This is a genomic window from Exiguobacterium mexicanum (genome assembly GCF_005960665.1).
Classification (GTDB): Bacteria; Bacillota; Bacilli; order Exiguobacteriales; family Exiguobacteriaceae; genus Exiguobacterium; species Exiguobacterium mexicanum_A.
Window position 1 is genome coordinate 439,945 of record NZ_CP040676.1, and the last position, 23,809, is coordinate 463,753.

Sequence of the window (23,809 nt, forward strand, 5' to 3'; positions counted from 1 at the left end):
TATGATTATTTTTCTGTTAAGCGTACGCGGGTCTGTCCGTTTGTACCTTCGAATAATCGAAGTGAATATGTTTCACTCTCGTAAACCACGGCATCGTCCGTTTCTAAAACAGGTTCTCCGAGTGAACTGAACGCGTCGCGTGTCGTTTGCGTGTTTGTCCAATCGATGGCGTGTACTTTGTCTTGTTGAATGACGAAGAAACCACCGTTATAGAACGCATAGGCGTTCAACGCATCTGTCTCCCGACCGTAAGGCGCACCGATCGTCTCCGTGAGTGCTGCTTCGTTCATAGCGAAGAAATCCGGAATCGCTTCGCCGAGCCAGTCGTTGTCCAAGTTCATGTTGACCCAATCGAGTAGGGCGCTATTCGTCAACTCTCGCGTCGGCCATTCTTTCGTGACGGCGTCGAGCGGGGCCCATGCGGTTGTCCCGTCTAAATCAACTTCGACATGATTATCTTCTTCCTTCAAAACTTCGTAGCGGTCGCCGATATCTCCTATATAGGTAACCGTCGTGCCGTTTGGTTCCGAGACGAGATTGACGTTCTTTGAAGCAAGCCAGACGTAATTCGTCTCCGGCTCTTGGACGACCGGTTCAGGATCTGGTTTTGGTGTTTCCTCAACGACGGTGGCTTCTTGTTTTGGTTCCAATAAGTCCATTGCATATGGATACCCGATATAGCCGCCTCCCATGAGTAAAGCGAGAAAGAAAAGCACACCAATCCATTTGCCCGACTTTCGGCGTGGTCGTGCCGGTTCGATCGTGCGTTGGTACTTGGCCCGTTCAGCCCTTGAAGGGACTGGCACTTCCGGTGTATAACGTGGCTTTAAAACAGTTGGTTTTTCTTCTGTTTTTAGAGCATCAACTGTTGTTGATTTAGGCACTGTTACTGTCGACTTGTCGACTACCGGAGTATCTTTGACCGTTGTCTTGTCAACCGGTGCCGATTGTGGAACGGTCGCTTCTTTGTTAAACACGGTGTCATGCATCTCAAGTAAAGACACATAGTATGGAAGAAACGTGGCATCTTTCTTCCCGTCTTTAATCCAGGCGGCGAAGTCAGTAGCCGATTTTACTTCTTTTGGTAGTGCATTGTTTACCGAACCTGTTAGTTCTTCGAAGGACATAGTTAACGATTTTCCGTCCCCTAAATTTTGTTTAATGGTATCTTGCAGTTTTGTACGTGTTGCCGCATTCGTGTCTGCGTACAACTGGAGTAGGCGCTCACTAACGTGCACTATTGTCTCCTCCTTTTGTTAAGTTCTTCCTAACAAAGTTTATCAGATTTACATACCAAAAAACCCAAATTTTAAAAAATGGGTCATCAACTGTGAAGATTTTTGCTATAATGTTTTGGTATTGGCACTGTTAAATATTATCTGCGGAATTTTTCCAGTAGTGACTTTAAAAAACAGAGGAGAGAACAGACGAAGATGAAAGAAGAAACAATTTCCCTTGGAGAACTATTCTCCATTTTAAAACGGAGCAAATGGCTCATCGCAAGTTTAGCAATCATCGCGGCGTTAATCGCCTTTTTAGTGAGCTCATTCGTCATTAGTCCAACATATGAAGCATCGACACAAGTACTCGTGGCACCGAAACAAGGCGAAAATATGCCTCTAGATAACAGCCAGATTCAATCATCAGTAACGTTGGTCAACACATACCGGGTCATCATTCAAAGTCCAGCCATTTTAGAGCAGGTTCAAGAAAATGTAATCGGTGCCCCTGATAATATTGCAAACTTAATCACAGTCAACAGCGAACAAAACTCGCAGGTCATCAACATTAAAGTTCAACATACGAACCCGGTGCTCGCCACCGATATCGCCAACGAGATTAGCGATGTCTTCTCGACAGAAGTACCTGAATTGATGAGCGTCGACAACGTCAAAGTTCTCTCGAACGCATCAGTCCCGATGTTGCCGGTTAGCCCGAACATCTTATTGAACACGGCCATTGCGACAGTTCTTGGAATGATGATCGGTGTGGCTATGGCATTCCTGAGAGTAGTGCTCGATCGTCGAATCAAGACAGAACAAGATGTCGAGACGATTTTGGAACTTCCGGTTCTCGGATCGATTCCTGTCATCGATAAAGTCGAAATGCGTCAACAACGTCAAGCTAACGTGAAAGGTGAACGAGTCCATGTTTAAGTTCGGAAAAAAGAAACATAAGCATACCCAATACGACAAGTCAGGTCGTGAGTTGATTACGGTATTGAAACCGAAGTCGCCAATCTCGGAACAATACCGTACGATCCGCACGAACTTAGAGTTCACGGCGGTCGATGACGAGTTGCAGACGATGGTCATCACGTCAGCCTCGTCCGGTGAAGGGAAATCGACGACATCATCTAACCTCGCGGTTGTTTATGCACAACAAGGGAAGCGAGTGTTGCTCGTCGACTGTGACATGCGTCGTCCGACAGCTCACTTCACATTCCGTTTATCGAACGGGATTGGTCTATCGACAGTATTGGCCAAAAAAACAACGGTGGACAAAGCGACGCACACGACACAAATCGAGAACTTAGACTTGATTGCGGCCGGTCCGATTCCACCAAACCCGTCAGAACTATTGTCATCGAAGATGATGGATCGTGTACTAGAAGAATTAAAAGCGAACTATGACGTCATCATTCTAGATGCACCTCCGATGATGCAAGTGGCAGATACGCGCCTCTTGGCCCGTAAAGTTGACGGCGTCGTCCTCGTCGTCGGTTGTGATAAGTCAGACCGCCAAATGGTCGTCAAAGCAAAAGAACAACTTATTTTGGCTGATGCACATATCTTCGGTGTCGTCTTGAACAAGCGCGAACCACAAGGTAGCGACGATCATTATTACTATTACGCATATGAATAAGAAGGAGAGCACGCCATGATTGATATCCATTGTCACTTATTACCGGCCGTCGATGACGGTCCGGAAACAGTCGAACAAGCGGTAGAAATGGCGAAGCGCGCAGTAAGTGAAGGGGTGACTGCAATCGTGGTCACCCCCCACGCGTTTCAACCGCAGTTTGACACGAGCGAACTAGATGTACCAAATGCTGTGACAAGACTTCAAAATGTACTTCGACAAGAAAACATTAATCTCGATTTGTATTCGGGCCAAGAGATTCGAATCTTCGGTGACCTGGTTGAATCGTTATCACAAGGGGAAGCGTTATCGCTTGCCGGATCTCGGTATGTGCTCGTCGAGTTTCCGAGTGACTCGGTACCGGCTTATGCGGAACAGCTCTTCTTTGGGCTTCAAACAGAAGGATACACACCAATTATTGCGCATCCTGAGCGAAATAAAGAATTTGCGACGAACCCGAAACGACTAATGGACTTTGTATCATCGGGGGCATTGTCACAAATTACAACGAGCAGCTTGACCGGAGCATTCGGAAATAACGTCAAAGACCTCGCATTCGCTTTCCTACGTAACGGCTTGAGCCATTTGATCGCATCAGATGCGCATAGTACGGGGCGACGAACGTTTTATTGGACGGAAGTCGAGAAGGTCGTGCGGGATGAACTCGGTGCAGACAAATGGGGAAATTATGTCATTAACGCAGAAGCAGTCATCAAGGATGATTTTGTATTCATCGACCCGCCGACATTACCGACTAAAAACTGGCGAGGAAAATGGAAAAAATAAATTGTTTTGAAACTCGCCTTAAATCATTGACTTAATAGTGAAAAAATAACAATAATGTCGACAAGTGTCGAACGATTTTAGGTTTATTTTACTTTTTGTCTGTTTTTATATTAGGTCTAAAGTGATAATCTTAATTTATAATTTTGAAAGGATGTAAGTTACATCCTTTTTTCTATGAATCAGACATATAATATATATTTATCTATAAAGGGGTGTACCAAATGACAGCCAAAAGAGTAAAGAAAGCCGTAATTCCCGCAGCTGGCTTAGGCACACGTTTTCTACCAGCGACAAAAGCGATGCCGAAAGAAATGTTGCCAATTGTCGATAAACCAACAATTCAATATATCATCGAAGAAGCAGTTGAATCAGGAATAGAAGATATTTTAATTGTCACTGGAAAAGGTAAACGTGCAATCGAGGATCATTTTGATTCGGTGCCAGAGTTAGAGCAAACATTGATTGAAAAAGGCAAGTCAGAATTTTTGAAACTTGTTGAAGAAACGACGAATATCAACATTCATTTTATCCGTCAGTCAAAACCAATGGGTCTTGGTCATGCTGTCCTTCAAGCGAAGGCTTTTGTTGGGGATGAGCCATTTGTAGTAATGCTTGGAGATGATATTGTACAGTCAGAGATTCCGTGTACTAAACAATTAATTGATCAATACTACAAAACAGAACGTTCAATCATTGGAGTACAGCCAGTCTTAAGCGATGTCACTCATCGTTATGGAATAGTTGATCCGAAAGAAACACTAGAAAATGGTTTACATAAAGTCGAGTCTTTTGTAGAAAAGCCAGCGCCAGGTACTGAGCCATCGAACTTAGCTATTTTGGGCCGCTATTTATTTTCTCCCCAAATATTTAATTTCTTAGAAACACAAGTTCCAGGATCGGGTGGTGAAATCCAATTAACGGACGCCATTACACGTTTAAACGAAGTTGAACATGTATTTGCTTACGAATTCACTGGTAAACGATATGACGTGGGCGAAAAACTAGGTTTTATCCGTACTACTATCGAATTCGCTTTGAATAGACCAGATTTGGAAAAAGAAGTTTTAGTTATTTTGAAAGAACTAATCACTAATTATGAAGGGAGAACAATATATAGATGAAACTAGCAGAAAAAACTTTTGAAAACAATTTATCCGAAGATCTTGGGATGGAAGTTCCTGTTAGAATGGAATTTATTACGGGAATTGAGGCTTTTCCAATACATTTGCCTAATAAATCATTTTTGATTTATAAAAGAGCATTTGATTTGTTCGTTTCAATATTTTTATTTTTATTTACATTACCCATTATATTTTTAGTTGCAATTTTTATATATATAGAGAGCCCAGGAAACATTATTTACAAACAAAAACGAGTTGGATATCAGAATAAAGAATTTTGGATATACAAATTAAGATCTATGAAGTTAGATGCTGAAAAAAATGGCGCTCGTTGGGCAATTCCTAATGATTCAAGAGTTACAAAAGTAGGTAAATTTATAAGGGCTACGAGAATTGATGAATTACCTCAGCTTTTTAATGTAATAAAAGGAGATATGTCTTTAATTGGTCCAAGACCTGAAAGGCGAGTGTTTATAGATGAATTTGTCAAAAATATTCCTGAATTTAAATACAGAACTATTGTCAAACCTGGCCTAACAGGATGGGCACAAGTAAATGGCGGATACGATTTAAGTGTAGAAAAAAAATTAGAGGAAGACTTACACTATATTAGAAATTATTCGTTAAAATTAGAAATGCTTATTGTATTTAAAACGATTAAAGTGATTTTTACTGGTGAAGGTGCACGTTAAAATTTAGTCCATAGTCTTTTAAACATGAAATTTTATCAATGACTAATATTTTTTATATGATGAATTATAAAATTAAGTGCAACACCTGAACGTGAACGCAAAAAAGCCCATAGCGACGGCCTCGTGTAGAATGAAGTTACCACACAAACATTCAGACGGAGGAATCGCTATGAGCTACACCCATCTTACCACAGCCGAACGCGTGAAAATAGAGACCTATCTGGAGCTCGGGATGTCCATCCGGTCCATCGCGAGACGGATCGGGCGACAGCCCTCGACCGTCTCGCGGGAGATCAGACGGAACCCCGACTATGTGGCTGAACGTGCCCAGAAACGCCACGAGAAGGCGAAGACCAACTGCGGCGCCAAGACGAAACTCGATGACACGATGCGCCGGACGATCGTCGAGAAGCTGCGTGCGACCTGGTCCCCGGAACAGATCGTCGGCCGTCTCTACACAGGAAAAATTGCCTTCTCCACCATCTACCGTTGGATCTATGCGGGACGGATCGACGTGCCCCTGACCGTGCTCCGCCAGAAGGGGAAACGTCAAAAGCCGACCGAGATGCGCGGGCGCATCAACATTGGACTCCCCATCTCGCAACGACCGCCAGAGGTCAGGGGGCGCCAGACGTTCGGGCACTGGGAGCTCGACACCATGGTCTCCGGACGAGGGAAATCGAAGGCGTGCGTCGCGACGTTCATCGAGCGGAAGAGCCGGTTCTATCTCGCCCTGCCGATCACGGACCGCACCGCGGCCTCGATGGAGGGGGCGATCCATGCGGTGCACGGCGCCTTCCCGGACGGCACGTTCGAGACGGCGACGACGGACCGTGGCAAGGAGTTCAGCGGTCACGAGCGCATCCAGTCGTCACTCGGCGTGCCGATGTATTTCGCCGACCCGTACTCATCGTGGCAACGGAGGAGCAACGAGAACGCCAACGGGCTCCTCCGCGAGTTCTTCCCGAAAGGAACGGACTTCGCGCAGGTGGCGTACGATGAACTCACGGACGCGCTGGCCAAGATCAACGGGCGGCCGAGAAAATGCCTGAACTGGAAAACCGCACACGAGGTCCTCACCGAGGAAGTGTTGCGCTTAATTTGACAAACCGTCATATAACAAAATCGATTGTTTTAAATTAATTAAGGAGTTTTTTCAATGCAAATGAACATGGTTTCAGTGATTATACCTACTTATAATTCTTTTGACACAATTGAAGAGACTTTGAATTCAGTGTTGAATCAAACATATAAGTATTTAGAAGTAATTTTAGTTGATGATTGTTCTACAGATGATACCGTAATTAAACTTAAGGAATTCGAAGAACGAGACTCTAGAGTAAATGTTATTTCGCTTAGTAATAATTCAGGAGCCGCTGTAGCTAGAAACTACGGATTGGATGAAGCGTCTGGGCAGTATGTTGCTTTCTTAGATGCAGACGACATATGGGTGCCGAATAAACTTGAATTACAAATTGATTTCATGCAAACAAATAACTACTCATTTACATTTACTAATTATACAAGAATTAATGAGAATAATGTTTTGATAAATGAGGTATTTGTACCTTCTAAATTAACATATAATGATTTATTAAAGAATACTGTTATTGGTTGTTCAACTGTCATGATCGATAAAAATGTAATAGGTGATTTTAGGATGCCTTTACTTAAAAAAGGACAGGATACTGCAACGTGGTTACAAATTTTGAAAAAAGGCACAGTTGCTAGAGGCTATAGTAAAGGTTCCTTGACTGCTTATAAAGTAAGAAAGGGATCTCTCTCTTCGAATAAAATAAGTGCTTTAAAAAGGACATGGTATTTATATAGACATCATGAACAAATTAATTTTATAAAATCTATTTATTTCTTTTCATATTATGTAATAAATGCAGTTTATAGAAGAAAATCAAATAACAAAAAAGGGAATTCATTATATGAGTAAAATTCAGGTTTTGGTATCGACAATGGACAGTGACTTTTATCTTCATCATAGAATGAATACATTAGACTCGATAATTATTAATCAAACTGAAAGTATCAGTGAGGAAGTAGTTAGAAAAGATCATACAGTTTATTATAGTTATAATGAAAAAGGACTAAGCGTTAGTCGAAATAGAGCATTAAAACATAGTGATGGAGAAATATGTATCATTTCAGATGATGACGTTAAGTTTGTAGATCGTTATCAAGAAAAGATAATACAGGCCTATAAAGAACATCCGCAAGCAGATGTAATTGCTTTTCAAGTTTCAAGAAGTGGGGGAGGTAGAAGTAAAGAATTTGGCTCCTCGTTTAAAAGACTTAATCAACTAACTATTATGAGGGTTTCTTCTGTCGAGATAACATTTAAAAGAGAAAGTATAATCAAAAATAATATAAAGTTTAATACTCGTTTTGGTGCGGGTGCAAAATATAGAATGGGAGAGGAAAATCTTTTTTTAAGTGAATGTATAAAAAAAGGTTTAAAAATATACTATGTCCCAATAAAAATCGGAGAAGTTGATATGAGTACGTCTTCTTGGTTTAACGGATATGCGACAAAATATTTTGAAGATAAAGGTGCTTTTTTTAAAGCTTACTCCCCATACTTATGGCCACTTCTGAATTTACAATTTCTTTTAAGGAAATGGAAAATGCTAGATAATAATGTGTTTTTATTTATAGCTAGATTATTAATTATGACTAGAGGCTCTATCAAATATAAAATAAGGTAATGTTTATATGGTGAAAAAAAGTATATTTTATTTAATGGGAGATTTGTCAGTTGCATTTACACAATTTGCAATTTTAATATTAATCGCAAAATTCTTCAGTATAAATGAACTTGGTCTTTTTACTTATTTCCTTGCAATCATTGCGCCAGTAAGTTATTTAATTCAAATGCAACATAGAACAGTATATGTAACGAATGGGTTCCCTCAATTTGGTATCATAGATTATTTAATATCACGAGCAATTCTATTTTTAGTACTTGCATCAGTAAGTTATGGGTTATTAATTGTCATTAACAAAAGCGATATCATATTTATACTTATTTTTTTATGGAAATTTGGAGAGATGCTTAGTGATTTAATTTACGGATACTGGCAGAAAAACAATTTGATTTTCAATATATCAGTTAATAAAGTAATTAGATCTGGGATTCAATTAGTAGTTTTTACAGGTTGCTTATTGTCTAATAATTCATTAGAAACTTCTTTATTTCTTTTAGCGCTAACTACCCTTTTAATATTTGTATTCGAACTAAGAAAAATAGAAAAACCCAATTGTATAAATTTTAATTTCAATTATTTTAATGAATTTGTAGTTTTTACATTACCTTTAGCAATTTATTCAACATTGTCTATACTGTATATTAATATACCGAAATATCTCATAGAATATACGTTAAGTGTTGAAGAAGTAGCTATTTACTCTACGATTTCATATTTCTTAATAGTTGGTAATTTAGTAATTAATTCGTTAATTCAAGTTAGGCTTAAGACATTGACAAATTTATTTCAAAGCAATTTAAATAAATTCTATGATTCAGTAAAGCGAATTATTATGTTTATTTCTATCTTAGTAATTACAGCAATCACACTTGTTTATTTATGGGGCGAATTTTTATTAAGAGTAGTATATACAGAAGAAATTTCTAAATATAACGATTTACTAATACTTTTATTGATAGGCTCTATATTTAGCTATGCTAGTATTTTGATAGGAGTGATATTTACTATAGCTAAAGAGTATAGCATTCAGCCGTACTTATCGGTCATGTGGTGTGTAATTCATTTAGGTACGTCTTTGGCATTAATTCACTTATATGGCATATATGGTTCTGGATACAGTTTTATAATATCTTCTATCTTCCAATTAACTACTTCAATAATTGCATTGAAAAAAATTGTGATAAATAGAAGGTAAAAGGAATAATTACCTATTCTTCAGTGATTACTATTCTATTTTGATAGGAGTTTGAAATGAAAATTACAGTAGCAGGAACTGGGTATGTAGGTCTTTCAATGGCCGTATTATTGTCGCAAGCGAATGAAGTAGTCGCATTGGACATCATGAAAGACAAAGTCGACATGATTAACGCAAAACAGTCTCCAATCGTTGATGCAGAAATTGAAGACTTCTTACAAAATAAAAAATTGAATTTAGTTGCGACAACAGACAATTTGACAGCATTCAAAGATGCAGAATACGTTGTGATTGCAACGCCTACCGATTATGACCCAGTGCGTAACTACTTCAATACACGCACAGTTGAGAGCGTTATCGCAACGGTTTTAGCAATCAATCCAGATGCGATTATGGTCATCAAATCGACCGTTCCGGTTGGATACACAGATGAGGTTAAAGCGAAGTTTGATACAGAAAACATCATTTTCTCACCAGAATTCTTACGTGAAGGCCAAGCGTTGCATGATAACCTTTATCCATCACGTATTGTCGTCGGTGAGCAATCAGAGCGCGCGGAAGTGTTCGCGAACTTGTTAAAAGATGCTGCCATTAAAGAAGATATTACGGTGTTATTGACTGACTCAACAGAAGCGGAAGCCATCAAGTTGTTCTCAAACACATACTTGGCGATGCGTGTTGCGTTCTTTAACGAACTTGATACGTACGCAGAAGTTCGCGGTCTTGACTCTAAACAAATCATTGAAGGTGTAGGGCTCGATCCACGCATCGGTTCACACTATAATAACCCATCATTCGGTTATGGTGGTTACTGCTTGCCAAAAGATACGAAACAGCTCCTTGCGAACTATGAGGACGTACCGAATAACATCATCGGGGCAATTGTCGACGCGAACCGCACGCGTAAAGATTTTGTTGCGGAGTCGATTCTGAAGCAAAATCCGAAGCGTGTTGGCGTCTATCGTTTGACGATGAAGACGGATTCGGACAACTTCCGTGCGTCGTCAATCCAAGGGATTATGAAGCGTATCAAGGCGAAAGGTGTCGAAGTTATTATCTATGAGCCAGTTTTAAAAGAAGAATCATTCTACAATTCTCCTGTCATCAACGATTTTGAGACGTTCAAAGAGACAGCCGACGTTATCGTGACAAATCGCTTACATCCAGAGCTTGAAGATGTAGCCGATAAAGTTTATACACGCGATTTGTACAGTCGTGACTAATTATATGGCAGTACGAGGAAACAGTCCCCGTGCTGCCATATTTTCAATCTTTTAAATCATCGATAGCATTTCAACCTTCTGGATCAGTGTATTTTGCAATACAAATGTGCACAATAATGCAACGAAAAGTACAGAACTTTGCCAGCTGGGTTTTAGTGTTTCGACAACGCATGCGTGACACGATAACTGTCACCTGTAAAGTTTAGTATGTGAGCGTGATGGATGACGCGATCGACGAGTGCCGCAGTCAAGCGCGCGTCGCCAAAGATGCGATTCCATTGGCTGAACTCAAGGTTGGATGTGATGATCAGGCTCTTTCGCTCGTACCAGTCGGTGATGAGATGAAACAGAAGTTCCGCAGATTCTTTTGTGAGAGGGAGATATCCCATCTCATCTAAAATAATCATATCTGCCGACTCGAGACGAGAATGGAAGTTGCCTAGTTTTCCATCCCGCCAGGCCTTGTTAAGTTGCTCGACGAGTTCAGAGACCCGGAAGAACCTCACCTCATAACCTTTGTGACAAGCTTCTCTCCCGAGCCCGATGGCCAAATGGGTCTTTCCTGTACCCGGGGACCCTGTCAGAACGACGTTCTGTGAGTGCTCGACGAAATTCAGTGAGGTCAGTTCGTCCTTATCTAAATGCTTTGGGAAGTAGATGTGATTGCCCCAATGATAGTCGTCTAGTGACTTATTGTTGATGAATTTTGCCTTTTTGATTAACCGTTGCGCTTTCGCTTCCTCGCGGAGGCGCATTTCCATCGAGAAAAGCTCCGTGAGAAACTTTTCAGGGGATTCCGTTGGAATCGATTCATAGATTTCAGCGACATAGGCAAGGCGGAGCGATTTGCACATTTCTTTTAGGCTCATACTGCACCACCTTCTCCCCAAGGCCGATTCAGGCTATCGTACTTGCTCCAATCCACATCATAAGGATGGTCCTCAACCACGGCTGGATCGTCGTCCTCGCTCAGTAGCTCGTATAGGCGTTCATTGATCTCGAGGATTGGATAGAGTGCGAGCTTGGCTCGGATCCAGGCCAGTCTTTCCTGCCGAACGAGTAAGTTGGGTACGCCCAGGTACTCTTTGATTCTACCCGGCAGATATTCGGAATAACGGGAGTGCCCGAAGCTTCTCGGCTTCTTGTGCCAAGTGCTGATGATGTTTTCCCATGGGAGCGCACGCTTTGTCATCATGTAGGGACGTTTTTCTTCGTAGAGGATTTCTCCGTGAAGTGAGAGAATCTTCATCGAATCCCACCTTAAGATGGCGCGTACTTGCCCATGACGAGCCCCTGAAGGGATCAAGACTTTCGTCTTATCGATCGTTATTTCGCCGTACTTGTTCACCTTGAACAGTTCTTCTTTGAAGACGGGGAAGTCTTCTTGCGGCAATCGCAATAGATGTCTCTGCTCTTCTTCGAACAACTCACGGATCAGCACATGCTTTTCGTAATGCACTCTCTCCATGTCATCCCGTAGGGAAGCTGCGAGTTGCCGGTTCGTCGAATCGTAATCATGCATGACAGGGGCTGGGACAAGAAAATTGTACCGAACGTATCCTACCTTGTTCTCGACACTTCCTTTCTCGTTACCTCTGTAAGGATTACAGCTTTGAACTTGGAAGCCGTAATGTGCCATGAACTGCAGGAAAGCATCTGTATAGATCGCCTCTTCTTTTGTCGTTCGTGGTTGGATGACTGCGGCGGGGAGATTATCGATTCTGAGCTGTTGCGGTACACCACCGATTTCTTCAAAAAGCATTTTGAGTCCCGTCAAAAAGCACTCTTGGTTTTCTGCGGGCAGGGCGACAGCTGCTGTGCGGTTACTGAAGGGCAGGCTCATGACGAGGCATTTTACATCGACCGCATGACTATCTTTGACGACTTCCATCGTCCCGAAATCTACCTGTGCCTCACCCGGAGGGTGTTGCAATCGTTCTTGCCTTGTGTCGTTTTCCTCCTCGCTCGTCATATGCCAGCTCTTGATGAAATTGCAGACCGTCCGGTAAGAACCCTCGAATCCGTTCGCCACCAGCGTTTCATAAAGCTTTTTATTCGTTCGTCTTAACTTTTTCTGAAGCATTTGATCCTCGGTCAACCAATCCTCGACCATCTCGCCCCATTTCGTTCCGTACATCATGCCTCTCTTGGGGCGAATGGTTTCACTCGGCAGTTGAGCTGAATCCGCGTATTTTTTTACCGTCCTCCAGTTGAGGTCTAGATTTTTAGCGATTCGATTGATCGAATGTGATTTGTGGTTTCTCAGATATTTGATACAATTGATATCGGACATTGCTAGCATTCCTTCCATCTCCTAACGTTCTTGTGTCGCAACTTAAACGTTAGGGTGAGATTATGGTTGCTGGCAAGTCCTTTTTCTTTTCTAAAATAGGAGTGCAGAGTTGTGTACGTTTCCGTTGCACACTTCTGCACTCCTATTTTGCATTACACATGGATCAGTTATATGCAAGTAGCAATCGATAGTTTGGTGTATGCCGACCGAGTGGTTGACGGCTTAGCACTGGACTGTCTCCGTTCCAGTTGTATAGTGCAAAATAGGAGTGGTTCTTACGCAATGTTGGTGAGGTAGTGATGCTGACATTATGGGAATAAAATCAAAAACGATTGATTCCAATGAACGAGTTGGAGTTCTTAGATGATCGACTGTGCTGTATTTTGCACTACACATGTGCGTCACGAGTGCTCATTCACACGATGGGGTGAGACACTTTGCCGCTCGTCTCGTGTCCAGCGGTGCATGCTCTCCAGACTGTGGTCAGTCTTGTCAACGACGTCACAGTTTCACGACACAGCGGCTAAAAGACTTCTCAGGAATACATCAGGTTTTCCGTCTGAACATCCAAGTACCGAAACGGTTCTGCGACAACTCAAAATGCCAACGTTCCATCTTTACAGAGCGATTGCCGTGGGCCATTTCTCATTCGCGGAGAACGCTCCGTTCGGAGCGTGTGTTGTCCACTTTAATGTTGGCCATGAGTGCGAAGGAAGCCGAGCGTGTCACGACCGTCCTAGGTTTTCGAATCAGTCACGACACGCTACTCAGGGTGCTACGACGTGTGCCCGTCCCGAGCCCCTGTGCTGAGGTGATCGGCACTGATGACTTCGCCTTCAAAAAGGGTCACCGATACGGGACCATCATCTGTGACGCAACAACCCATCGTCCCATCGACCTGCTGCGGACCCGCGAAGCGGACATGTTGAAGGATTGGCTTGTGAATCTGGAGAAACGACCTGTCCGCGCATTGGTCGATCGATTCCCGGCCTATGAAGAGGCGTTGCTCGACCAGGACATCGTAGTGGTGAGCGACCGCTTCCACCTCGTAGACAACCTATGGCGATGTCTCAATTCGATATGCCAGCGTGTCCTCCCCTCTCGAGTCCCTGTAAAACTGGAAGGTACCGTATCGTACGGTTTGAAACCGGAACATCCGACTGAACCCGAGAAAGAAACGAAACGACCGTTGGTCGAAAGGGTTCAAAGCATGCACCGCCAAGGGATGAGTCTGAATGCGATCGCCCAGATGCTCAGCTTGAATTGGAGGACCGTCAAAAAATACAGTGATCCGGCTTACGAGCCTTCCCTGCAGAAACGACAAAGACCTCACTTGATCGATCGTTTCATGCCACATTTGAGAGAATGTGTCCGAAATCGATTCACAATCCAGGAAACGGACGCTCATCTGAGGCAATTAGGTTACAGGGGTTCGTTTGGCGCGGTCCGTCACCGTTCACGTGACGTTCGGAGGGAGGGTCTTCCCGAACCCCAGGTTTTCATATCGCGCAAGGATGTCTGCCGCCTACTCTGGCAATGGCCTGCGACCAGGCCGGACGATACCATCGATGTCTCGTACCTGTTGGTCCGTTACGGAGACCTCGCCATCCCGTTCTGTTTTATTAAAGGATTTCGGGAAGCGATTCGGGAACGGGACGCGGGACATCTCCTTTCGTTGATCACCAATCCACAGGTCACATCACACCCCGGACTGAAGCGTTTCGTGGGTCGCCTCAAACAAAATATAGAGGCAATCCTGGCGGCCTGTCAATTTGAAGAAAGCAATGGTTACGTGGAAGGGAACGTCAATCGTCTAAAGGTGATGAAGCGACTCATGTATGGAAGGGGAAATTTTGACTTGCTCAGGATTCGGGTGCTTTGTCGAAATCCCGAGCCGAGTTGTGCTCACTGATATTGCAAAAAATGAGCGACCACCTTCGGGCGGTCGCTCGTCATCGTTCACCAACAGTGCGTAAGAACCGCATTTGTATTGCAAAATACACCAGTAATAAAACTATGATGCAAGACGTGGGTGTGAACGCTAAGATAAATGGGGAATACAATCATTATTTTCTATTTAAAGTAAGTAAAATCATTATAAAGCATAGGAAATACATAGTTAGTTTTTGCAGGATGGTTATATATGAAAAGAGTATTAATCACGGGAGCTAATAGCTACGTCGGGAATGCGTTCAAGCGATGGATTGAAGCAAATCATTCCGATGCAGTGCAAGTCGAAACAGTCGGGATGTGGAACGGGGAATGGAAAACATTTTCGTTCAATGGATACGGTTCAATTTTACATGCTGCCGGAATTGCCCACGTCTCGACGGACAAGAGCATGGAGGACCTAAACTATAAAGTGAATACGGATTTGACTTCCGAAGCTGCAGGGAAGGCGAAACGAGAAAGTGTGAAACAGTTCATCTTCCTCAGTAGCATGATTGTGTACGGCGATGCCTCGAACGCTCAAATGATCACACGAGATACAGTGCCGAAACCGACGAATTTTTACGGGAACAGCGAACTTCAAGCCGAGAAGAAACTTGAGGAGATTGCAGATCTTAATTTTCTCGTTGCGAATATCCGTCCGCCGAGGATTTACGGGAAAAGGTCGAAAGGGAACTATATCAAACTAGCAGGTCTTTCAAAGAAAATTCCGTTCTTCCCGATCTATCAAAATCAGCGTATTATGATTCACATCGATAACTTGTCCGAGTTTTTGGCACAGGTCATTATACATGAAGATCATGGCACATTCCATCCTCAAAACAAAGAGTACGTCTGTACGTCAGAGCTCGTCTCGACGATGGGATCTGTCCATGGTAATCAGGTAAGAGGGTTAGGCTTGTTCAATAATGTCATCTATCAGCTCGTTGGTCGTAACGTCACCATCAATAAATTGTTCGGTGACTTCGCATATGCGAAGGAATTGTCGATGTATGAACATGACTATCAGGTGCGTGATTTTAAAAAGAGTATTATTGCGACTGAAAAGAATTAACATTCTTACTACAAATTTTAGTAAAGTTGATTAAACTCTTCACGACATCTTCCTCTACTGCTTCCGTAAGATTAGGGAGTCGCATCTGTGATTAAAAAACACTGAGTCTGGTTTTGCTGTCGTTTTAAACGCACTAATCAAGCATTGTTTTAAAAAGATTGAGCCATGAGTAATCACTTACTCTCATGCCTCAATCTTTTTTATTTATTCATTCAAGCTATCAATCAACTTACGACTTTGTTCTCTAGACACATGTAGATAGCGCTCGGTCGTACTGATTGACTTGTGCCCAAGGAGTTTGCCTACACTGAGCATATCTTGACTCTTATTGTAGAGCGTCGTCGCAAAACTGTGACGCAACATATGGCTCGTCAGCTTCACACCGAACTGTTCTTGTGCGATTTTCTTCAAATCACCATTTACAAAGCCAGGTTGAACGACACGGCCGGTCGGCATCAAGAAAATGCGATTCGAATCTCCGACGTTCGGTCGATGCGTGGCAATATACTTCTTTAATTCCGTCGTAAGTCTAGGTGTCATCGGGACATGACGTGTCTTGTCGCCTTTTCCTTTTCGGACCGTCAACAACCGCTCCTCGAAATCGATATGGTTGATTTCCAAATTCAAAATCTCACTGATCCGTAATCCGGCATCCCCTCCGACGAGATAAATCGTATAGAGCGTGTAATTGCGGGCGTGATACAGCACCGTGTTCAATTGGTCGCGCGTAATGATTGTTGGCGGTTCGCTGACACCTTCCCGTGTGACGATTCGACCGAATGGATTATGAGTCATCCACTGCTGGTCGAGGGCGAACGTAAACAGCCCACGGATGCGCATGATATAGGATTTGACCGTATTGTCGGCCATTCCGCTGAGGTGTTTCTTATACGGGATCGCATGGTTCGTCTCGCTAATGTCTTGGATATACACCACACCGTGCTTGGCCGCATAGCGGGCAAAGCGAAACAACGAATTGCGCGTGCTTTTCAGCGTCGTCTCGGGGGCTTCCTTTCGTTCTCTCAAGTCCGTTAAGTACATGTCGATGGCATCATTTAGTAACACGTGTTTCATGTTGATCACTCCTTCAAGTTGATTGCCTCTTTCAGTTCCCGTTGGACGTCGGCCTTATATGCCCGCAAACGACTCGGCGAATAAGACAGCGTCTGTTCGGTCCCGTCAATCAAGTGGCAAAGGAGTTCGAAATGGCGGGGCGACAACAACAACCGCTGTTCATCGAGCCAGTCGAAGAGATTGCGTTCGGACGTCATACATTGCTCCGGGATTCGTTCGGCCGCGACCTCATGCTTTAAATGTCGGGCATTCTTTTGTTGGTGATTCAGAATGGCGCCCCGAATCCGTTGGAAGCAATACGTCTTCGATAGCATGCAGCCGCGATTCAACGCTTCCCATAGGGCGATTCGTGCGATTTGGGCGCAGTCTTCCTGTTCGTTCGGGTGAATCGATAGGTGGCGGATGACATAGTGAATCATCGGTTCCCATTCATAGATTTGATCATCAATGTGAGTCATGTGGTGATTCTTTTCCGAGCGCTCTGTTGATTTTCCTAGGTTAATTCGAGTATAGTCATCGATATCCGAGATGGACTAGCGCCCTTATCGCACATAAGCCTAGGGCTTGTTTGAAATATCAGCTTACAATAACGAATGGAGTCGAAAGGCTAACGCACAGCAACAACCAATCGTCGAATATCGATGAATATCCGGCGAAGCGAATGAATGTCGTTTTGTACGTTAATTGTTTTGAACTGTCAACTTTACAGATAATCAAATGAATGAAGAAATAAGGCGTTATCTTTCGAGATGATGGGATCTCTTGAGTGATGTCCAAACAGAAAGGCACGAACCTTCCTCACAATGAGGGAGGTTCGTGCCTATTTTAGTTCGCCTGTCGCAACTCGATACGCGTGATCTTACTTTCATATTCGGCCATGATTTCGATTGAGGCTGAACCGGAATCAAATGCCAAAGCGTCAAAGACGACGACGTTGGGAGTAGGGACGTTACCATCGTTTGCGAGTGCCATGCCTCGTACCGATTTTTCATCGTAGGCAAGTGTATATGGCACCTCGGTTTGATTCTCGACATAGAGGACGACTTGATAACGTCCGCTTTCTGGAATGTCGAGACGCAGGTCTAATGGGTTGTCAGGCGTGATCGTCTCGTTCATATCGACGGCAAGCAATCCTGTCTGGCCTGACGGAAATGGGAGGGCTTCATCCGTTGAGACCGGCTCACCGAACACCGGGACGTTATCTTTCCACGTGAACGGCTGCATCCGAACGTTCCGTGTCCAACCGCTCCCTTCCGCCCGAGCGGCGTGATAGACGATCCAGTCCTCGCTTCCATCAGGGGATGTCACGAACGAGGCGTGGCCAGGGCCGAAGACGTCACCGCTCGACGAGAAGACGGGTTTTTCTTGCTTGGTCCAGGCGTCCGGGTCCATCAGGTCGGAATCGCTTGTCGCTGACAAGAGACCGAGCTGGTAAAAGTCGGTCCAACTGCCGCTCGCCGAATAGACGATATGGATTTGACCACCTTTCATGAGGATTTGAGGCCCCTCATTGATTGACGGTGGGGCACCGAGCGACTCCCAGTCATATGTCGGACTTGACAACTCGACCCGCTCGCTTGAAATCGTCATCGGGTCTGACATCTCGGCGATATATAGGTATTGGCTGACGTTGACGTCGCCTTCCCAACCCGACCAGACGTAATACAAATCATCTCCGTTTTTGAGAATCGTGCCGTCGATGGCCCACTTACCGGATGGGTCCTCGATGACACCTTTTTCCGTATAGTCCGAGAATGGATCGGCGGTCGCCGACTCGAGTACGTACATTTTGTGCACCTCACCCGGCATGACGGCCGCGTAGTAGACGTACCAGCGGTCGTTCACGAAATGGATCTCTGGGGCCCAAATGTCCCGTTCGCCTTTCGTCGGTTGCCAGATGACCTTTGATTCGGCTGTCGCCAGCTCGGTCGGGGCGTCGGTGCGCCACAGCGTGACGTTGCTGCCGGTCGTCTGTGTATAGACGTATGACCCTTCATGCTCATATAGGAACGGGTCGGCACCGTCCGGTAGAATCGGGTTCATGAACGTGTCACTCTCGGTCAATTGATCCGCTCTAGTGAGTGACCAACCGACGAGAGCGATGGCGATGACACCGACGAGGGTAGCGATGATCCACATGGATTTTCGTTTCATAAGCTCCTCCTTTAGAAGAAAAGGTGCCCCCTTAGAGGCACCTGTGATGGATTAACGGATTTCGTGATGCCACTGTTCATTGATATGACGAATCGTCTCGAGTGGGACTTTCGGTTCCCGGTCGTACGTGAGGAGACCATTGATCTCTTGTTCGACGTCCGTCAATTGCGTGTAGCAATAGCCATGGAGCGCACGGGAGGCGTAGACCGCGTCCATGATGCGGGCGTAATCGTTCACGAACGTCTCGCCGTCCGAGACGGAGGTATAGCCCCAACCGGCGTCGCCGCCAATCTTATAGCCGATGCCACCGAACTCGGTCAACAAAATCGGCTCGCCTTGATGGCTGAAGCCGTTTGCGTAAATGCGACGGCGGGCCGGTTGCGAGGCAAGAAGTGATTCAGTCGTCGAAAGGTCTTGTTTATACACTTCATACTTTTTCGTCTCGTCTGCTTGGCCGTGATTGTAGTTATGGATGGCGCAAATGTCGCTCACGGTCAGTTCCCATCCGTCATTCGAAATGACCGGACGTGTCCCGTCGATTGAGTGAATCAAGTGGTACATCGCCTGTGAGTGATGCTGCTGCATCGCATCCGACCGGACGAGCGGGATGCCCCAGCTCTCGTTCAATGGCACCCAAGCTACGATCGAAGGATGGTTATAGTCACGTTCGACGATCTCGATCCATTCTTTCGTCAGGCGGGCCGCCGCGTCTTCGGTATAGAAAGCAGATGCCGCCGACTCACCCCAAACGAGATAGCCGAGATGGTCCGCCCAGTAGAGGAAGCGGGGGTCTTCGACTTTTTGGTGCTTTCGGCACCCGTTAAAGCCCATTTCCTTCGCGAGTTCGATGTCTCGCTTCAACGCGTCGTCCGACGGTGGGGTGAGCAGGCTTTCCCGCCAATAGCCTTGGTCGAGGACGAGCTTTTGGTAGTACGGCTTGTTGTTCAAGTAGAACATGCCTCCCTCCGTATGGATCTTCCGCATCCCGAAATACGACGTCACTTCGTCGATTATTTGTTCGCCATCCTTTAGTCGAAAGATGATATCGAACAAGTTCGGGTTCTCCGGGGTCCACGTGCGGCCGTCGTGATGGAAATTCGTATGGAAGATATGAGGTCCCATCACATTGACGGCGCGCTTCCCGTTCGAAGAGACGAGCCGGGTCTGCTCCAAACTGACGAGCTCGCCTTGGAAAGAAATCTCGGTTTCGAGCGTGAGACCGACCGCACTTGGTGAGACGTCGTAAGCTAGGCGAATCTCGCCTTGGTCAAGGTCAGGTGTCATCCGGACACGCGAGATTGATGCGTTCGGGACATGCTCGAGCCAGACGCTCTGCCAAATGCCGGTCGTCCGCGTGTACCAAATCGAGTCGGGTGCTTCCTGCCAAAACTGTTTCCCGCGTGGAATCGTTTCGTCCGTCGACGGGTCGAACACACGGACAGCGACGCGTTCTTCTCCGTGGTTCAATGCGTCAGTGATATCGAATGAGAACGGGGTCTGGCCGCCGACCTGCGTGCCGACCAACTGGTCATTCACATAGACGGCCGTCTCGTAATCGACGGCATTGAAATGTAAGATGACGCGCTCGTTCCAATCGCTTGGCACATCAAACGTCCGCTCGTACCAGACGATGTCGTGAAAACTTGGGTCATGGATGCCGCTCCGTTCTGTTTGATAGGCGAACGGGACGTTGATGGTAAGAGGGAGATCATTTCTTTTGTACCAATGTTCATGGAGCCCCTTGTTGTCATCATCGAAGGCGAATCGCCAAGCGCCATCGAGTGTTTGCCAGTCTTTTCGGATGAATTGTGGGCGAGGGAAGTGTGTGATCGTCATAAGTGTCTACTCCTTTGTTGGTTACTGAATCAACAGTCCATCATTTGTCTCTGTTAATGAGAAGAACGTCGGGCGCTCCATCCCATGTGGTGTGTCTGGAGAATGAGTGCAAAGCATCAGTTCGCCTGAGAACGTACGGAACAGGCTACAGTGCCCGGCATCTTTATCGAGGAAGAGCGTCTCGTCCTCTTCCCAAGGCCCGAAAATCGAACCTGATTTGGAGCGGACGACGGCGACCGTATAGCCGCCGGCACCACCGGTCACATCGGCATTGGCGTAACTCGACCAGAACATGAGCAAGTCACCGTTCGTTGCTTGATAGAAAAACGGGGCATCGGTCAGATAGCCTTCTTTCTGGATGCGTGGGTCGCTGAACTTTCGAATCCACGATTGATGGCCGGCACGAACAATCGGAAACGGTTTGCCAATCGGACGTCCATGATCAAGTTCGATCCCCTTGATTTCCCCGTAGTATTGCTGGGTCCATTCGTGGCAGTAGACGAGGAAACGTCGTCCGTCTTCCTCGTAGAATGTCCCGTCGAGCGCCTCCTCGTCTGGAGGGGTCGTCGCTTCGTTATAAAGCGGGCGATACGGTCCGCCGGGATGGTCGGCCCGCAAAATCGTCGTGCCCCGATGGACACCGATCCCGCCTTTGCATGTCGCAAGCATCCAATAACTGTCGTCGACGTGATGAACCTCAGGCGCCCAGTAATGACGAACCCCCCAATATCCGGCAGGAGGAGTGAACGCAAGGTAAGGGCCGGTCCAGTCTTCGAGATTCGGACTGGTGTATACATAGAAGCCGGGCTCGACGTCGCCGATGCCGTCGGCGAACGTCGTCCCGAATAAGTAATATGTTTCTGTCGATTCATCCGAAAAAACGAACGGATCGCGCATATGAAGATCCGTCCGTTTCACGGTTTGAATCGGAAGATGTGTCGTTTGCATCAACATCGCCTCACTTGATTCCAGAATTGGTGACGCCTTTGACGAAGTATTTGTTCGCCCAGAGGAAGATGATAAGTGCCGGCACCGTCGCGACGACGGTCGAGGCCATCATGGCAGCCGGATTCACGAAGTTTGAGCCTTGGACGAGTGTGGCGACCCCGAGCGTGAGCGTCTTCATCTCATCGCTGTTCGTGACGAGTGACGGCCAGAGAAAGTCGTTGTAGATGGCGAGGAATGTGACCACTCCAAGCGTCGTGACGACCGGTTTGATTGAAGGGAAGATGACCTTCGTCAAGACCTGCCACTGTGAGGCGCCATCGAGATAAGCCGCTTCTTCGAGCTCTTTTGGAAACGAGCGCAAGAAGTTGTAAATCAAGAACACGCCAAGCGTCCCGGCCGAATAAGGCAAGATGAGCGGTGCATACGTATCGAGCAAGTCCGCGCTCTTGAACAGATAGAAGGCGGGGAACAGTGTGACGATTCCCGGGACGGTCAAAGCGACGACGACGATACCGAGAATGACTTTCTTCCCCGGGATATCGAGACGGGCCAGCGCGTAGGCGGCGAGGACGTCGACGAAGATGACGAGCACTGTCCCGATTAATGTAACGATGGCCGTGTTGATCGTCCATTGGACCATGTTCGAGTCGGCCGAAGCCGAGAAGATGCTGGCGTAGTTTTCAAGTGTCCATTGACGCGGGAACAGTGAGGCACTCGCAAGCGATTCACTCAGCGTCTTAAAGGACGTGAACACCATCCAGACGAGCGGGAAGAGAAAGAGCACGGCGAGTACAGAGGCGACCGCAACAAGAATCCCTGATTTGATACGTTTCTGTCTCATGTGATTTTTCGCTCCTTTTTGTCGATTGTAGCAGCTGGGTGCTGATTGACGTTCGTCGGTCCGGCATTGACGGCCCGTTTCAAACGTTTCCGTTCTTTGCGACTCGGTTTCGCGAGGTCGTCTTTGTCGCTCTTATACGAGATCCAATATTGGATGCCGGTGATGAGCATCATGATGACTCCCATGAGGAGCGCCATCGCCGATCCGACCCCGAGCTGGTTGTTGCCGAAGACGGTCGTGTTGATGCCCATGATGAGTGAACTCGTCGACTGTTCCGGTCCGCCTCGTGTGATGAGGAGTGATTGTCCATATAAGTTGAACGAGGCGATGACCGTCGTGATCATGACGAAAATCGAGATGTTTCGAATCTCTGGTAATGTGATGAAACGGAACTTGTTCCAAGCCGACGCCCCGTCCAAGTCAGCGGCCTCGTAGAGCGTGCCGTCGACCTCGTCGAGCGCGTTGACGAATAACAACATGTTGAAGCCGATCGTCCACCAGATGGTCGCGATGACGATGACGAGCCAGGCATACGGTTGATCACCCGTCCAGTTGATTGGCGACGAGATGAGTCCGGCCTTCATCAAAATATTGTTGATGTATCCACCGTTCGCGCCGAAGAGCCACAAGTAGATGGCCGATACGGCGGTGACGGAGATTGAGTATGACAAGAAAAAGACGGTCCGGAAGAACGTCTTCAATTTTTTCGGTAAGTGCTCGATCAATAGGGCGAGGCCGAGACTGATCAAGATGAGCGGCGGTACGCTCAGCACGATGAACATGAGGGTGTTTTTGAGCGAGGTCATGAACGTTCGATTATAAATCGTATCGGGTGTCAAGATGTCGACGTAGTTTTTTAAGCCGATGAAGCCGTTGTTTCCGACCGACAACCGGAAGTCATGAAGACTGATCCAGATGCCGTATAAGAGCGGGATTAACCAAAAGACTAGGAAGCTTACCAGGAATGGGACAACGAAGATGAACCCAAGCCATTTTGATTTGTTCGTCATATGCACGGGGAAGACCCTCCTTCATAAGAAATCAGTGCAGGATACCCTGCACT

22 protein-coding genes are annotated in these 23,809 nt (G+C 45.8%); 12 read left to right on the forward strand and 10 right to left on the reverse strand.

The annotated features are described in order from the left end of the window. Positions 1–5: 5 nt before the first annotated feature. Positions 6–1,238, reverse strand: coding sequence for a flagellar basal body-associated FliL family protein (locus tag FED52_RS02775; RefSeq protein ID WP_138858855.1), 1,233 nt, complete (start codon positions 1,236–1,238; stop codon positions 6–8). Positions 1,239–1,433: 195 nt separating this feature from the next. Between FED52_RS02775 and FED52_RS02780 the strand changes: the two genes are divergently transcribed. The 10 genes from FED52_RS02780 to FED52_RS02825 all read left to right on the forward strand — a co-directional run bounded on the left by FED52_RS02780 (position 1,434) and on the right by FED52_RS02825 (position 10,596). After that, complete coding sequence (locus tag FED52_RS02780; protein ID WP_138858856.1) at positions 1,434–2,156, forward strand: YveK family protein; 723 nt, start codon at positions 1,434–1,436, stop codon at positions 2,154–2,156. Further along, positions 2,149–2,865, forward strand: a complete 717-nt coding sequence (locus tag FED52_RS02785; RefSeq protein ID WP_138858857.1) for a CpsD/CapB family tyrosine-protein kinase — start codon at positions 2,149–2,151, stop codon at positions 2,863–2,865. Before FED52_RS02780 ends, FED52_RS02785 begins: the two co-directional genes overlap by 8 nt. 15 nt (positions 2,866–2,880) lie before the next feature. After that, complete coding sequence (locus FED52_RS02790; RefSeq protein ID WP_138858858.1) at positions 2,881–3,648, forward strand: tyrosine-protein phosphatase; 768 nt, start codon at positions 2,881–2,883, stop codon at positions 3,646–3,648. A gap of 221 nt (positions 3,649–3,869) precedes the next feature. Continuing rightward, positions 3,870–4,769, forward strand: a complete 900-nt coding sequence (galU, locus tag FED52_RS02795; protein ID WP_138858859.1) for a UTP--glucose-1-phosphate uridylyltransferase GalU — start codon at positions 3,870–3,872, stop codon at positions 4,767–4,769. Positions 4,770–4,816: 47 nt separating this feature from the next. Next, entirely contained in the window at positions 4,817–5,461 is a 645-nt protein-coding gene (locus FED52_RS02800; protein WP_138860264.1) for an exopolysaccharide biosynthesis polyprenyl glycosylphosphotransferase, read from the forward strand. A 169-nt stretch (positions 5,462–5,630) separates the two neighbouring features. Next, the gene (locus FED52_RS02805) at positions 5,631–6,566 is read left to right on the forward strand and encodes an IS30 family transposase (RefSeq protein WP_138860265.1); all 936 of its coding nucleotides are present in this window, start codon (positions 5,631–5,633) and stop codon (positions 6,564–6,566) included. Between the two features lie 54 nt (positions 6,567–6,620). Continuing rightward, positions 6,621–7,406 carry a glycosyltransferase family 2 protein gene (locus FED52_RS02810; protein ID WP_138858860.1) on the forward strand — a complete coding sequence of 262 codons (786 nt, stop codon included), beginning with the start codon at positions 6,621–6,623 and terminating at the stop codon, positions 7,404–7,406. Further along, the gene (locus FED52_RS02815) at positions 7,399–8,178 is read left to right on the forward strand and encodes a glycosyltransferase family 2 protein (RefSeq protein ID WP_167491751.1); all 780 of its coding nucleotides are present in this window, start codon (positions 7,399–7,401) and stop codon (positions 8,176–8,178) included. Before FED52_RS02810 ends, FED52_RS02815 begins: the two co-directional genes overlap by 8 nt. Before the next feature lie 7 nt (positions 8,179–8,185). Continuing rightward, complete coding sequence (locus FED52_RS02820) at positions 8,186–9,373, forward strand: lipopolysaccharide biosynthesis protein (RefSeq protein WP_138858862.1); 1,188 nt, start codon at positions 8,186–8,188, stop codon at positions 9,371–9,373. Positions 9,374–9,429: 56 nt separating this feature from the next. After that, entirely contained in the window at positions 9,430–10,596 is a 1,167-nt protein-coding gene (locus tag FED52_RS02825) for a nucleotide sugar dehydrogenase (RefSeq protein ID WP_138858863.1), read from the forward strand. A gap of 152 nt (positions 10,597–10,748) precedes the next feature. On the opposite strand, the gene istB is transcribed toward FED52_RS02825, so the two are convergent. Then, positions 10,749–11,465 carry an IS21-like element helper ATPase IstB gene (gene istB, locus FED52_RS02830; RefSeq protein ID WP_029595512.1) on the reverse strand — a complete coding sequence of 239 codons (717 nt, stop codon included), beginning with the start codon at positions 11,463–11,465 and terminating at the stop codon, positions 10,749–10,751. Continuing rightward, positions 11,462–12,898: an IS21 family transposase gene (istA, locus tag FED52_RS02835; protein WP_029595511.1), complete on the reverse strand. Its 1,437-nt coding sequence runs from the start codon at positions 12,896–12,898 to the stop codon at positions 11,462–11,464. Before istA ends, istB begins: the two co-directional genes overlap by 4 nt. Before the next feature lie 775 nt (positions 12,899–13,673). Here istA and FED52_RS02840 point away from each other — a divergent pair. Together FED52_RS02840 and FED52_RS02845 are read left to right on the forward strand one after the other, a co-directional pair. Continuing rightward, the gene (locus tag FED52_RS02840; protein ID WP_167491753.1) at positions 13,674–14,801 is read left to right on the forward strand and encodes a transposase; all 1,128 of its coding nucleotides are present in this window, start codon (positions 13,674–13,676) and stop codon (positions 14,799–14,801) included. 231 nt (positions 14,802–15,032) lie between these two features. Next, positions 15,033–15,893 (forward strand): NAD-dependent epimerase/dehydratase family protein, encoded by an 861-nt coding sequence (locus FED52_RS02845; protein ID WP_138858865.1) that lies wholly within the window; start codon positions 15,033–15,035, stop codon positions 15,891–15,893. Positions 15,894–16,097: 204 nt separating this feature from the next. On the opposite strand, the gene FED52_RS02850 is transcribed toward FED52_RS02845, so the two are convergent. The 7 genes from FED52_RS02850 to FED52_RS02880 all read right to left on the reverse strand — a co-directional run bounded on the left by FED52_RS02850 (position 16,098) and on the right by FED52_RS02880 (position 23,756). Beyond that, positions 16,098–16,967, reverse strand: a complete 870-nt coding sequence (locus tag FED52_RS02850) for a tyrosine-type recombinase/integrase (RefSeq protein WP_138858866.1) — start codon at positions 16,965–16,967, stop codon at positions 16,098–16,100. A 5-nt stretch (positions 16,968–16,972) separates the two neighbouring features. After that, the gene (locus tag FED52_RS02855) at positions 16,973–17,425 is read right to left on the reverse strand and encodes a sigma factor (RefSeq protein WP_138858867.1); all 453 of its coding nucleotides are present in this window, start codon (positions 17,423–17,425) and stop codon (positions 16,973–16,975) included. Positions 17,426–17,792: 367 nt separating this feature from the next. Next, the gene (locus FED52_RS02860; RefSeq protein ID WP_138858868.1) at positions 17,793–19,121 is read right to left on the reverse strand and encodes a glycoside hydrolase family 43 protein; all 1,329 of its coding nucleotides are present in this window, start codon (positions 19,119–19,121) and stop codon (positions 17,793–17,795) included. 51 nt (positions 19,122–19,172) lie between these two features. After that, the gene (locus FED52_RS02865; protein WP_138858869.1) at positions 19,173–20,957 is read right to left on the reverse strand and encodes a glycoside hydrolase family 2 protein; all 1,785 of its coding nucleotides are present in this window, start codon (positions 20,955–20,957) and stop codon (positions 19,173–19,175) included. 21 nt (positions 20,958–20,978) lie between these two features. Beyond that, the gene (locus FED52_RS02870; RefSeq protein ID WP_138858870.1) at positions 20,979–21,905 is read right to left on the reverse strand and encodes a glycoside hydrolase family 43 protein; all 927 of its coding nucleotides are present in this window, start codon (positions 21,903–21,905) and stop codon (positions 20,979–20,981) included. A 10-nt stretch (positions 21,906–21,915) separates the two neighbouring features. After that, the gene (locus tag FED52_RS02875; protein ID WP_138858871.1) at positions 21,916–22,746 is read right to left on the reverse strand and encodes a carbohydrate ABC transporter permease; all 831 of its coding nucleotides are present in this window, start codon (positions 22,744–22,746) and stop codon (positions 21,916–21,918) included. Beyond that, positions 22,743–23,756 (reverse strand): carbohydrate ABC transporter permease, encoded by a 1,014-nt coding sequence (locus FED52_RS02880; protein ID WP_138860266.1) that lies wholly within the window; start codon positions 23,754–23,756, stop codon positions 22,743–22,745. Before FED52_RS02880 ends, FED52_RS02875 begins: the two co-directional genes overlap by 4 nt. Positions 23,757–23,809 lie beyond the last annotated feature (53 nt).